Raw genomic sequence first — 12,508 nt, 5'->3', positions numbered from 1 at the left:
GCCGCGCTAGCCGGTCGGGGTCACCAGGCCGGCTTCGTAGGCGGCGATCACCAGTTGGACGCGGTCGCGCGCCAGAGCCTTGGCGAGGATCCGGCTGACGTGCGTCTTCACGGTAAGTGGGCTCACGACAAGGGTTTCCGCGATCTCGGCGTTGGTCAGGCCCTTGGCGATGAGCACGAGCACGTCGAGTTCGCGTTCGGTCAGCGCGCCGAGGCTGGGGCGTGGGGCCGGGTCGGGAACCGAGCGGACGCGGGCGATCACGGTGGCGGTGGCGCTCGGGGAGAGCAGCGCCTCCCCGGCGGCCACGGTGCGGATGGCGTCCAGCAGCGCGGCGGGTTTGGTGTCCTTGATGAGGAACCCGCTCGCACCGGCACGCAACGCCGCGAGAACATTGTCGTCGGTGTCGTAGGTGGTCAGGACCAATACCCTTACCCCGGCCAGGTTCTCATCGGCGGCGATGAGGGCGGTCGCGGCGATGCCGTCGAGATCCGGCATCCGAATGTCCATCACCACCACATCCGCCCGCTCACTACGCGCCAATTCCACTGCCGCGCGGCCGGTCCCGGCTTCGCCCACCACCTGCATATCCGGTGCGGAGGCGACCAGCATGGCGAACGCGCCACGGACCAAGGCCTGATCGTCGGCCAGCACGACGCGAATCACGCGCTCAATCCTTCGATTTCGCGAGCAGCGACGACAACGTCCGGCTCGGCGCCGGTGGTCGCCGCCGAATCAGCGGAGGTTCCCGCGGCGACGGGCAGGTCGGCGGTGACGGTGAATCCTCGCGCCGAACCCTCGGCACGGACCGTCCCCCCGATGGCCTCGGCACGTTCGATCATGCCGCGGATACCGAAACCCGGTGCCGCGGCACCCTTCCCACGGCCGTCGTCGGACACGTGAATAACCAGCCGGTCGCGGTGATATTCGAGCCGGACGGCGGTGTGGTCCGCGCAGCCGTGCTTGGCCACATTGGTCAGGGCCTCCTGAACGATCCGGTAGCCGACCATTTCCACCGTCGGTGCCAGTCGGCGAGCCGGACCGGTGGTCTGGAATTCGACGGTGACACCGGCGGCTTCGGCGAGGGCGGCCAGCGAGTGCACCTGCGCCAGGGCCGGTAGCGGTCCGCGCGCTTCGGCGCCCGGGGTGCGCAGGACGCCCACGGTCGCGGAGAGTTCGGCGCGCGCGTCGGCGCAGGCCCCGGTGATGGTGTCCAGCGCGTCGAGCACGGTCTCCGGATCGGCTCGGCGCTCGGTGAGCAGATGCGCGGCGACACCGGCCTGCACCTGGATGACGGTGATCGTGTGGGCGAGCAGATCATGCAGATCACGGGCGATCCGCAGCCGTTCCTCGGCCACCTGGCGACGCGCCTCCTCATCGCGGGAGCGTTCCGCGCGCTCGGCCCGGTCCAGCACCTCCGCGATATACGCGCGGTGCAGCCGGACCGCCTCGCCCGCCACACACGCCAGCACGATCCAGCCGAACGCGGCGAAGGATTGCAACGCGATGTTCTCGTTGCCCTCGCTGGACATCAGGATGCCGCCGAGACCGAAGAGGAGCACCGCGTGGATCATGATGGCGGTCCGCCGCCGATTGCCGTATCGGGCCGCGGTGTAGAGCGCGACGATGGTGGCCGGAATCATCGCCTCGTGCGGAAACTCGTTGGCGTGGTAGGGAATCGCCATCGCCATGTGTGCCACCAGCACGGGTATCGGGGCGCGGGTGCGGGCCGCCAGCGGAGCGGTGGCGAGGACCAGCAGCGCGACACCGAACGTGTCGATGGGGCGGGGGTTCGGAATCAGGACCGCGGCGATCAGCTCACTGCTCAGCAGCACGACGGCCAGCGCACCGTCGGCCCACCAGCGGCCCATCCGGCGATCGACCGTCGAGTGCGCGGGTTCCGCCGCTGCCTGCTGTGTGCCCATTCCCCACATTGTCCGCCGCCATCGGCCTCGACGCGTACTCCGCGCGGAGTATCCGGGAGAGCCTTCCCCGGGCGGACGCTTTCGGATCGCGCTACCGCCAGGCTGCTGCTATGTCCGTAGCAAGGAGACAGTAATGGGGACGAAGTCCAGGGCGTGGCTGCTCATCGGGTTGTGGATCGCGGTGCTGGCCGCGCTCACGCCGTTCGCCGGCAGCCTCGATGACGTGAAGTCCGACAAGGAAACCGACTATCTGCCCGCCGCCGCGCAGTCCACGATGGCGGCCGAATGGGAGGCGACGCTGCCCGGCGGCCTCTCGAATGTCTTTCTGGTGGTGTATCAGCGGGACACCGGCGTCACCGACGCCGACCGCGCCACGGCCGCGGCCCATTACGCCGCGCTGCGGGCGAAGTACGGCAGCGCGGCCGGGCCGCCTCAGCCGTTGATCGCCGATGACGGTCAGGCATTGATGTATCCGGTGATGGTGGACGAGTCGCACGGTGAATCCGCCGAGTACATCGCGCAATTCCGCATGATGGTGGCTGAGCATCCGCGGGGACTCACCGTGCAGGTCACCGGTCCCGGAGCGTTGAGCGCGGATTTCGAGGGCGCGTTCGAGGGCATCGATGAACGCTTGCTGCTGGTCACCGCACTGGTGGTCACCGTGATCCTGTTGCTCACTTATCGCAGCCCGCTGCTGTGGCTGGTGCCCCTGATCGCGGTGGCCGGGGCGAATATCGCCTCGATGGCGGCGGTGTACGGGCTGGCGAAGGTGTTCGACGTCACCGTCAACGACCAGAGCGCGGCGGTGCTCACGATTCTCGTCTTCGGTGTCGGCACCGACTACGCACTGCTCATCGTCGCCCGGTATCGCGAAGAGCTGCAGCATCGTTCGGATGTGGCGGGGGCGATGCTGTCCGCCCTGCGCACCTCGGTCCCGGCGATCGCGGCGTCGGCCGCCACGGTCAGCCTCGGGCTGCTGTGCCTACTGGCCGCCGACATGAACAGCGCCGCGGGGATGGGCCCGGTCGGCGCGGCCGGGATCGTGTGCACCCTCGTGGTGCTGGTGACGCTGTTCCCGGCGCTGCTCGTAGTGTGCGGCCGCTGGATCTTCTGGCCGCGAATCCCGCACGCGCGCAGCGGTATTCCGGCGCGGACCACGCTGTGGGATCGGATCGGCGTGACTATCGCCCGGCGGCCGGTGGTCGCGGCGCTGGCTTCGGTCGCCGTGCTCGGGCTGCTGAGTCTCGGCCTGCTCGGCAACACCGCCGCCTTGTCGCGGGCGGACCAGTTCGTGCAGACCCCCGAATCAGTCGAAGGCGCGACAACTTTGGCCGCGCATTTCCCCGACCGTGCGGGAACGCCCCTCCTGATCATGGCCCCCACCGGCGCTCTGGACGCGGTGCTGCGTGCCACCGAAGCCGATCCGGGCATCGGCGCGGCCGAAACCGGGCGCACCGGACCGGAATTCTCCGAGATCACCGCGATCCCACGGGATCCCGCGGACTCGGCGGCCGAATACGCGACCATCGAACGACTGCGATCGGTACTGCCCGACCTCGCCGCCGGCACCGTGGTCGGCGGACCCAGCGCCTCGAATCTCGATATCGCCACCGCCTCCGAGCGCGACCGCTGGGTGGTCATTCCGCTGGTGCTGTTGGTGGTGACGATCATCCTCGGCCTGTTGCTGCGTTCCATCGCCGCGCCGATCGGCCTCGTGCTCACCGTGGTGCTGTCCTTCGGCTCCGCCCTGGGCGCGGGCGTCTTCTTCTTCGAGCACCTGTTCGGCTTCGAGGGCCTGGACTCCGGCCTGATTCTGCTGGCATTCCTGTTCCTGGTCGCCCTCGGCGTCGACTACAACATCTTCCTGGTCAGCCGGGCACGGGAAGAAGCCCGGCGCCATGGCACCCGGGCGGGCATGCTGCGTAGCCTCGCGGTCACCGGTGGGGTCATCACGTCCGCGGGTGTCGTCCTCGCCGCCACCTTCGCGGTCCTGGTCACCCTCCCGCTGGTGGCCCTCGCACAGGTCGGCTTCACCGTCGCCTTCGGCGTCCTCCTGGACACGCTCCTGGTCCGCTCCGTCCTGGTCCCCGCCCTGGCCCTGCTGGCGGGCGACCGAGTCTGGTGGCCTTCGCGAATTCCCGCACCCGACCCGGCCCCACCCCACCGTGAACCGGAACTGCTTCCCCTCTGACGAATGCCGAAGATCACCGGGCGGCGATGCGCGCGATCGCCGCCCGGCGATCTTGTTATCGCTCGGGGACCGGGCCGTCGTCGGGGGCGGGGCCGACGGTGCCGGTGTGGGCGGGCAGCAGGGGGGTGACGGCGAAGTGGCCGTCGACCGCGTCGGCCGGGAGGGCCTCGACGGCGCGAATATCGTTGCCGGTGGCGAGATTCCGGAGTTCGGTGAGGGTGCCGCGGACGACGAGGCCCACCGTGCAGGCACAACCCGCGCGCAGGCGCGCGATGGAGACCGACGTGGCGCGCAACCCGCGGTCGCCGAGTACGCCGAGTGTCACGTCACGATCCAGCTGGGCTTGCAACTGCCAGGCCGCGTTGTCGGCCGACGCTACGGCGACGGCATCGCCCGCGGGCACACCGACCGTGACGATCGGAGTCTGCACGCGGGGGATCGGAACCCGGTGCAGCACTTGGCCGATGCGGATGCCGCCACTATGGGCTGGAATAGCCGCCGGGGGAAGTTCCGTCGTGAACGAGACCAGTGCCCAGTGCTCCTGCGCATCCGTGCCGTCGAGTGAAACTCGAGCCCGCGCAAGATAATCCGACACAGCCTCGCCCCGCTCCGGGCCGAGCCGGTCGGTACCCACCCCCAGCGGTCGCGGCGGATGCAACGTGCCGAGCGCGAACATCAGCGCTGCCGCACCCACCGCCACCACACCGGACAACACGCCGCGCCGGAGCGCGGAAGTGCCTGCCGGCGGAAGGGTTTCAGGCATTACGCAAGACGCCCAGCGCGTTCTTCAGATCGGCGGGGTACTCGGATTCGATCTCCAGCCACCGCCCGTCCGCCGGATGATGGAACCCCAGCGTCTTCGCGTGCAGCCACTGCCGCTCCAGCCCGAGCCGTTCGGCCAGCCGCGGATCCGCGCCATAGGTGAGATCACCACAGCAGGGATGCCGGATCGCCGAGAAATGCACCCGAATCTGGTGTGTCCGACCGGTTTCCAGGTGAATATCGAGCAGGCTCGCCGCCTGGAACGCCTCGATCGTGTCGTAATGGGTGACACTCGGCCGCCCGTCCGAGGTCACCGCGAACTTCCAGTCGTTGCCCCGCGCCCGGCCGATCGGCGCATCGATGGTGCCACTGGAGGGATCCGGATGCCCCTGCACCAGAGCGTGATACCGCTTCTCGACCGTGCGCTGTTTGAAAGCCCGCTTCAACACGGTGTACGCGTGCTCGGATTGCGCGACCACCATCACCCCGGAGGTGCCGACGTCGAGCCGATGCACAATCCCTTGGCGCTCATGGGCGCCCGAGGTGGAGATCCGGTATCCGGCCGCAGCCAGCCCGCCCACCACGGTCGGCCCGGTCCAGCCGACGCCGGTGTGCGCGGCCACGCCGACCGGCTTGTCCACCGCCACGATGTCGTCGTCGGCGTACAGGATTCGCATCCCCTCCACCGGCTCCGCCTCGATGGTCAGTTCCCGCTTGGGTTCGGGGAACTCGACCTCCAGCCACGCGCCGCCGACCAGACGATCCGACTTGCCCGCGGCCACGCCGTCGAGCTGCACCGAGCCGTCCTCGGCGAGCGTCGCCACCGCGGTCCGGGACAACCCGAGCAACCGGGACAACCCCGCGTCCACCCGCATGCCGTCGAGCCCGTCCGGCACCGGCATAGACCGTGTCTCTCTCATGCCGCCTGCTCCTCAGCCTTAGCGTTGTCGTTCTGCCCGTGCCGCGTGCCGTCCGGTTCGAAACCGAACACCGTCAACGCCACCAGCAGAATCGCACCGCACACGATCGCGGAGTCGGCCACGTTGAACACCGGCCACCAGCCGATCGCCACGAAATCGACGACATGGCCCTGCAACGGCCCCGGGGCCCGGAACAGCCGGTCGATCAGATTGCCGAGCGCGCCGCCGAGCACCATGCCCAATCCGATCGCCCACCACAGCGAACGCAGGGTGCGCCCGATCCGGATGACGCCGATGACCACGCCGGCCGCGACCAGGGTCAGCAGCCAGGTCATGCCGGTGGCCATGGAGAACGCCGCGCCCGGGTTGCGTACCAGTGAGAATCGGGCCCAATCGCCGATCAGGTAGACCGGATCACCCGGGGTGAGCTGCGCGACGGCGATGGTTTTGGTGAGCAGGTCCAGGCCGAGCAGCACCGCCGCGATCAGCAAGACGGTGCGCAACCGCCGCGGCGGGCCGGATACGGGCTCGTGCGCCACACTGGGCGCACCGGCGGAATTCGCGTCCCGACGTTCCTGGGACTCGGCGGAGTAGCTGTCGGAATCTGTCGATAGTGGATTGTCCTCGGACGGGCGGTCATCACTCACGACACTCATCATCTCTCAGTCCGATGCGGCCGATGCACCGCGCCTCCGCGCGGGCGTGTTCGCGGGATCCGGCCGCGCGTAAATGCCGCGCTCAAAGCCGCCACTCAGGAAGCGGTCGTACGCTGTCGGTTGTGACGGTGTTGTCTTCCCCCCACGCCCCAAGGATCGCGCGCTCCGGTGTGCGCTCCGGCGTGCTGCTAGTCGTGCTCGCCCTCGGGCTTTCGGCGTTCACCGTCGGGTGCGCCGACGACTCCGACACGGCCGCGGTCTCCGACGGCACCGAACCTCTCGGTATCGGTAAGGAAGTCACCGTGCCGATCTCCGAAGCGGCCGCCACCCTGGTCTCGGCGGGGGAGGAGCCGCATGCCGTGCTGCGTCCCGATTACCCGGCGGGCACCACGCAGCAGGTCACGCTGCGCACCGAGCACAGCATCCAGCAGCAGATCAATGATCAACCGGTGCGCGACTTCTCGACCGCGCCGCTGACCATTCCGATGACGGCGCAGACCAACGCCGAGGGGTGCGACCTCACCCTCGGCGCGGTGACCAGCCCGGACCCGGCGCTGAACAAGGCGCTCACCGCCGCGGACGGTTCGCACGCCGGGTTCGAGTTCAGCGACGACGGCGCGATCACCGCGCTGCGCCTGGAACCCTCGCCCGACACCTCCAACGCCGCGCGCGCCGCGCTGGAACAGGCCTTCTATCAAGCCGTGTATCGCTCGATCATGTTCCCCGACGAACCGGTCGGGGAGGGTGCGGTGTGGACGGTGCACCAGGAAGTCGACGGTGGCGTCACCCTCGATCAGGTGACCACCGCGACGCTCGCGCACCGGGCGGGCAATCGGCTGACCATCGATCTGAACGTCACCCAGGTCCCCAAGTCGAAGGTGTGGTCGCTGCCCAACAACGCGGGCACCCTCGATATCGAGGACTATGTGATGCAGGGCCAGGGCACCATCACCGTCGATCTCGGGCTGCCACTGCCGGTGTCGGGGACGATCAACCTCGGCGGGCATCAGGCCTACCGCGATCCGCGAAGCCAGAGCAACCTGCGGCAGACGATCACCACGCAGGTGTCGTGGACCGAGTGATCAGAGGGCTCGGCCTGCTGCTGGCCGGGGTCGGCCTCGCGCTGACCGGATGTTCCGCCGATACCCCCGAGAACAAACCCGTGCTGCCCGCGTTCGGCCCAATCGTCGCCGCGGCGCCCGCCGGCGGCGAGCCGATCACCGACTCCGACGTCCTGCTCGCGCGGCTGCTCGACCCGGCCGATCTGCCCTCGGGCTTCACACCCTCGGGCGCCTCGCGCTCCGCCGACCTGCCCCTCGGTGACCCGCCGCCGACGAAACCGGCGGGCTGCGAGCAGGTGATGACTCCGATCGGCGAGCAGCGCCCGGAAGCGCGCGCGTGGAACTTCATCGGCTACAACGGCCCCAACTTCTCCAGCATCGATATCGATGCGGCCAGCTATCCGTCCGACCAGCTCGGTCCCGCCTTCGCCGCGGTCCAGCAGACCCTGCGCGGCTGCACCGTGTACTCCGGCGCCGACGCGGACGAGACCGCCATCGAATTCCAGCTCGGCGCGCTCGAGCAGCCGGCCGCGGGTGACGCCGCCGCCTCCTATCAATTGCGCACCGTCAGTGACGGCATCACCCTCATGACGCTGGTCTCCGTCGTCCAGGTGGGCAACACGCTCGCTCAGATCGCGGTGACCGCGCCGGACGCGGTCGACCCCGGCGTGCTCACGGCGGTCACCGCCGCCCAGGTGCGCCGCCTGCGTGGCGTCGCGGGCCCCTAGAAGATCATTCGGTCGAACAGACCTTTTCTCTTGAACCCGGGAATAGGCTCGCAACTATCACACAATGACTCGACCGGAGGTCTCTCATGTCTGATGTCAAACCCATCCCCGACGGATATCCGGTGGTCTCGCCGGGTCTGGCGGTCGACGGCTGCGCCGCCGCGATCGATTTCTACAAGCAGGTGTTCGGCGCGTCGGAGCGGATGCGCATGCCCCGGCCCGACGGCAAGATCGCCCATTGCGAACTCGTGCTGGGCAACTCGCTGCTCATGCTGGGCGATCCCGCGCCGGAAATGGAATTCCTGGACCCGAAGACGATCGGTGGCACGCCCGTCAACCTGCACGTCTACGTTCCGGACTCCGACGCCGCGTTCGCCGCCGCCTTGCAGGCCGGGGCACGGGAACTCACCCCCATGGCCACCCAGTTCTACGGCGATCGCAGCGGCTCGTTCGAGGACCCGTGGGGTCACCGCTGGACCGTGGCCACCCATGTCGAAGACGTGCCGCCGGCGGAGATGGACAAGCGCATGTCCGAAATGTTCGAGAACGGCTAACCTTCGACGATCGAATCGCCTTCCACCCGAACGCTTTTCGTCTTCAGCGGGCGGGTCGCCGGGCCGTTGGCCACCGACCCGTCGAGGTTGAACTTGCTGCCGTGGCACGGGCAGTTGATGGTGCCGCCGGCGATCTCGTTGACCTTGCACCCGGCGTGCGTGCAGGTGGCGTCCAGCCCGACGAACTGGCCCGCGGCCGGCTGCGTCAGCACGGTGCTGCCGATGATCTTGCCGCCGCCGACCGGGATGTCGGCGGTCTTGGCGATGCCGCCGGCCCCGTTCGCCCCGGAGGTACCCGGTGCCGCGGGCTCGGTTTTCGCCGGGTCGGGTGCATCGTCCTTGCCGTAGGTGGAGCACGCGGTCAACGTCGCGGCGGCGACCAGCGCACCCGCTCCGGCCACTGCCGTGCGGCGGTTCAGCTCAGGGATGGTCATAGCTCAGCTTTCGGTTAGAAGGTCAGGCCGTTGTTGAGGAAGAACCAGAGCGCTGAGGTCAGCCACACGAAGGTTAGTCCGCTGAACACCACCCCGCCCGCGATCGGGATGACCCATCCGGGCAAGCCCTTGCGGGTGAGCAACAGCATCTTCGCCACGAACGCGCCGTAGAAGAAGCAGCCGAACAGCGAATGCAGCAGCACCCGGGTGGTCGAATCCTGGTATCCCAGGGCGTACAGGCAGTGCACCGCAACCGGGACGGTGGTCAGCACGGCCAGCCGCCCCGACCAGACGTGCACGGGTCCGGGCCACGACGCCTGCGCCAGCGGGCGGATCTTGCCGTACAGCGCCGCCGCCGAGAACAGTTGAGCCAGTGCCAGCACGAATGCCAGCGTGGCCAGCCAGGTCTTCACCGCGGTCGGGCTGGAGAATCCGGCCACGTTCACCGAGAAGAAGCGCGGGTCGTGGACCTTGCCGTACACCCCGAGGATCACGGCGACCGCCGCACCGGCGAGTAGGGGAAGCACGATGGCCGCCGGGCGTGCGGGCCGCTCCCGCCGGACGGTGGTCGCGTTCGGATCAGCCGACATCGTCACCACCACTTACCTTGGTCGCGGTGATCCGCTTGCCGTTCACGACCGCGGTCGCATCGGAGTTCAACGGCGCTGCCGGGGAGGTGCTGCCGTTGGCCGCGCGCTGCACACCGGTGACGCCGCCGTTTTCGTCGACGATCCAACTCTGCCGCACCCCGCCCTCGTTGTAGACATACAGTCCGGCGGGCGGCGTGACCGGTTCGGCCTTGAATTGCCACTGCTTTCCACCGATCGAGAGGTTGCCGTTCACCGCGGTGCCGTCGTGTGTGCCGGTCAGCGTCGCGTCGTTCTTTCCGGTCAGCTTCAGCGAGCCGTTGGTGGCCGGGCCTTGCAGCCACGATTCGATGGCCTTGCCGTCACAGGCGTAGGCGATGGCCTTGTCACCTTCGACGGTGATCTCCAGGGTCATGACACCGCCCGCGGCCAGCGGAATCGTCGCGACATAGTCGGCGTTCGCCGGAAACGGCGTTGCCTTCGGTCCGGTGGACTCCGGCGCGGCGGACGCGCTGGGCGACGGTCCCGAATTCGGCTGCGCGCTGGAAGGTTCGGTGTCCTTGGACATATTGACGACCAGCAGGACCAGACCGAGTACGGCTATCGCCGCCAAGGTGAGCCACGGTCCGAGACGTTTCATTGGAGCTCCACTGTCGTTGCCGGACAGCTGCATCCGGCTCGCCCGCCCGCGAGGGCCGTCGGCGCGCCGAATCCACCTGTTTCGCATTGTGTACGTGGCAGTGGGGGCTGGTGGTTCAAACCGGGATCGCGGCGCGGACGGCCCGGCGTGTTGCCGCGGCGCGGGGCGCGTCGCACACGTGCTCGAACAACGGGAAAGCCCCGCACCCGAAGAAGTGGGTGCGGGGCTTCGCGGGTGGTGGCAGGGTGCTCAGTCCTTGACCAATTCCGGTGCGCGCGTTTCGTCCTCGATCTCGGGCGCGTCGTGACCGTGGCCGGCGGCGCGGGCCGGCAGCAGCACGGCCATGATGATCACGACCACCGACAGGGCCGCGGAGATCCCGAAGGCCACTCGCATGCCGTCGAGCTGTGCCGCGACCGGCTCGGTGCCGCCCTCGACGAGCGACTTGGTGCGGGTCGCCATGACCGTGATCACCAGCGCCGTGCCGAAGGCCGCGGAGACCTGCTGCAGGGTGCCCAGCATGGAGCTGCCGTGTGAGTACAGGTTCGGCGGCAGCGCACCCAGACCCAGGGTGAACACCGGGGTGAATACCGCGGCGAGCGACACCATCAGCACGATGTGCAGCGCCAGCAGCTGCCAGTACGGCATGGACATGGAGATCTGGGTGAAACCGGCCAGCGCGGCGGTGATGCCGATCGAGCCGGGAATCACCAGGACGCGGCCGCCGAAGCGGTCGAAGATCTTGCCGACGGTGGGCCCGAGCAGACCCATGGCCAGACCACCCGGCATGACCAGCAGACCTGTTTCCAGGGCCGAGAGATGCCGCAGGTTCTGCAGGTACAGCGGGAGCAGCATCATCGAGCCGAGCATCGCCAGGAAGGCGATCGACATCAGGATCAGGCCCTTGGTGTAGGTGCCGGCCAACAGGACCCGCAGATCCATCAGCGGCGATCCGACACGCTGCAGCTTGAGCTGGCGGAGCGTGAACACCGCGACCAGCGCGATACCGGCGACCACCATCAGCACGGGCGAGACGACATTGTCGGGCGAGAACTTGCTCAAGCCGTAGATCAGACCGCCGAAGCCCAGCGCCGCGAACGCCACACTGGCCCAATCGATATCACCGGTCTGCGGCTCGCCGACATCTTCCAGCTTGCGGTAGCCCAGGTAGGTGACCGCACCGGCGATCGGCAGCACCAGCACGAAAAGCCAGCGCCACGAAGCCCAGTTCAGGACCACACCGGAGATGACCGGACCCATCGCCGGGGCGACCGAGATGGCCAGGGTGACATTGCCCATCACCTTGCCGCGATCCGCTTCGGCGACCACCGTCATCAGCGTGGTCATCAGCAGCGGCATCATCACCGCGGTGCCGCCGGCCTGGATGACCCGGCCCAGCAGCAGAATCGCGAAGGTGGGCGCGACCGCGGACAGCGCGGTGCCCGCCAGGAAGACGCCCATCGCGATGGCATAGGCCTTACGCGTGGTGACCCGCTGCAGGAACCAGCCGGTGATCGGAATGATCGCCGCCATGGTGAGCATGAACGCGGTGGATACCCACTGCGCGGCCTGCTCGTCGACCTCCAGGTCGTGCATCAGGCTGGGGATCGCGTTGATCATGATGGTTTCGTTGAGGATCACCACGAAGGTCGCGAGCACCAGCAACCGAATGACTGTCGGCGTTTTTCCGCCCGTTGGCGGGGCGGATATGTCGGCGCGCATGCGGGCTACCTCCGAGAATGTCTACGAGCGGAAAACGAGGGGGCGGACCGATGCCGAGTGGCGAACCACGTTCCGGAGCCCACACGAGATCAGACGGGAACAGTTCGGACAACTCATCGGTCGGGCAGAAGTATTCCGGGCCACACCGACAGGTTTCGACCGAATTTTCTTCGCCCACCGCCGCCGATGATCAGACAAATACCGGTTCACCTGGTGTTCTCTCGGACAACCGCCTTGAATCGTGAGCCCCGTCACGTCCCCCTGACGCATCTTCCGGCCCTGACGATCCCCTCGGATTCGGCCCAGCGGCCACGCGCACTCGACACCGAAG

At 68.4% G+C, this 12,508-nt stretch carries 13 protein-coding genes; 4 read left to right on the top strand and 9 right to left on the bottom strand.

Features of this window, described 5'->3' with window-relative positions:
* Positions 1–6 precede the first annotated feature (6 nt).
* Together BJ987_RS32900 and BJ987_RS32895 are read right to left on the bottom strand one after the other, a co-directional pair.
* Complete coding sequence (locus tag BJ987_RS32900; protein ID WP_307869830.1) at positions 7–663, bottom strand: response regulator; 657 nt, start codon at positions 661–663, stop codon at positions 7–9.
* Positions 660–1,922 (bottom strand): sensor histidine kinase, encoded by a 1,263-nt coding sequence (locus tag BJ987_RS32895; RefSeq protein ID WP_209896941.1) that lies wholly within the window; start codon positions 1,920–1,922, stop codon positions 660–662. Before BJ987_RS32895 ends, BJ987_RS32900 begins: the two co-directional genes overlap by 4 nt.
* 133 nt (positions 1,923–2,055) lie before the next feature.
* On the opposite strand from BJ987_RS32895, the gene BJ987_RS32890 reads away from it, so the two are divergent.
* Positions 2,056–4,113: an MMPL family transporter gene (locus BJ987_RS32890; RefSeq protein ID WP_209896940.1), complete on the top strand. Its 2,058-nt coding sequence runs from the start codon at positions 2,056–2,058 to the stop codon at positions 4,111–4,113.
* Between the two features lie 55 nt (positions 4,114–4,168).
* Here the strand turns inward: BJ987_RS32890 and BJ987_RS32885 are convergent, their stop codons facing one another.
* From BJ987_RS32885 to lspA, 3 genes are read right to left on the bottom strand one after another with little or no spacing between them, the layout of a single operon-like run.
* Positions 4,169–4,876 carry a hypothetical protein gene (locus BJ987_RS32885; RefSeq protein WP_245366242.1) on the bottom strand — a complete coding sequence of 236 codons (708 nt, stop codon included), beginning with the start codon at positions 4,874–4,876 and terminating at the stop codon, positions 4,169–4,171.
* A complete protein-coding gene (locus tag BJ987_RS32880; protein WP_209896939.1) occupies positions 4,869–5,795 on the bottom strand; it encodes an RluA family pseudouridine synthase in 927 nt (308 codons plus the stop codon). The genes BJ987_RS32885 and BJ987_RS32880 overlap by 8 nt, the downstream gene beginning before the upstream one ends.
* Positions 5,792–6,442 (bottom strand): signal peptidase II, encoded by a 651-nt coding sequence (gene lspA, locus BJ987_RS32875; RefSeq protein WP_372446913.1) that lies wholly within the window; start codon positions 6,440–6,442, stop codon positions 5,792–5,794. Before lspA ends, BJ987_RS32880 begins: the two co-directional genes overlap by 4 nt.
* A 137-nt stretch (positions 6,443–6,579) precedes the next feature.
* On the opposite strand from lspA, the gene BJ987_RS32870 reads away from it, so the two are divergent.
* From BJ987_RS32870 to BJ987_RS32860, 3 genes are all read left to right on the top strand, one after another.
* Positions 6,580–7,533, top strand: a complete 954-nt coding sequence (locus BJ987_RS32870; protein ID WP_209899484.1) for a hypothetical protein — start codon at positions 6,580–6,582, stop codon at positions 7,531–7,533.
* On the top strand, positions 7,530–8,240 hold the full coding sequence (locus tag BJ987_RS32865) for a hypothetical protein (protein WP_209896937.1): 711 nt from the start codon (positions 7,530–7,532) through the stop codon (positions 8,238–8,240). The genes BJ987_RS32870 and BJ987_RS32865 overlap by 4 nt, the downstream gene beginning before the upstream one ends.
* Before the next feature lie 86 nt (positions 8,241–8,326).
* The gene (locus BJ987_RS32860) at positions 8,327–8,794 is read left to right on the top strand and encodes a VOC family protein (RefSeq protein ID WP_209896936.1); all 468 of its coding nucleotides are present in this window, start codon (positions 8,327–8,329) and stop codon (positions 8,792–8,794) included.
* On the opposite strand, the gene BJ987_RS32855 is transcribed toward BJ987_RS32860, so the two are convergent.
* The 4 genes from BJ987_RS32855 to BJ987_RS32840 all read right to left on the bottom strand — a co-directional run bounded on the left by BJ987_RS32855 (position 8,791) and on the right by BJ987_RS32840 (position 12,177).
* The gene (locus BJ987_RS32855) at positions 8,791–9,228 is read right to left on the bottom strand and encodes a Rieske (2Fe-2S) protein (protein WP_209896935.1); all 438 of its coding nucleotides are present in this window, start codon (positions 9,226–9,228) and stop codon (positions 8,791–8,793) included. The genes BJ987_RS32860 and BJ987_RS32855 overlap by 4 nt on opposite strands.
* A 14-nt stretch (positions 9,229–9,242) precedes the next feature.
* On the bottom strand, positions 9,243–9,818 hold the full coding sequence (locus BJ987_RS32850; protein ID WP_209896934.1) for a DUF6529 family protein: 576 nt from the start codon (positions 9,816–9,818) through the stop codon (positions 9,243–9,245).
* Positions 9,808–10,455: a hypothetical protein gene (locus BJ987_RS32845; protein ID WP_209896933.1), complete on the bottom strand. Its 648-nt coding sequence runs from the start codon at positions 10,453–10,455 to the stop codon at positions 9,808–9,810. The genes BJ987_RS32850 and BJ987_RS32845 overlap by 11 nt, the downstream gene beginning before the upstream one ends.
* 249 nt (positions 10,456–10,704) lie before the next feature.
* A complete protein-coding gene (locus BJ987_RS32840) occupies positions 10,705–12,177 on the bottom strand; it encodes an MDR family MFS transporter (protein ID WP_209896932.1) in 1,473 nt (490 codons plus the stop codon).
* Positions 12,178–12,508 lie beyond the last annotated feature (331 nt).

This window comes from Nocardia goodfellowii (assembly GCF_017875645.1).
GTDB classification, from domain to species: domain Bacteria; phylum Actinomycetota; class Actinomycetes; order Mycobacteriales; family Mycobacteriaceae; genus Nocardia; species Nocardia goodfellowii.
The sequence above is the reverse complement of the archived record's forward strand: the minus strand, read 5'-3'. Positions and strand labels throughout refer to the sequence as shown.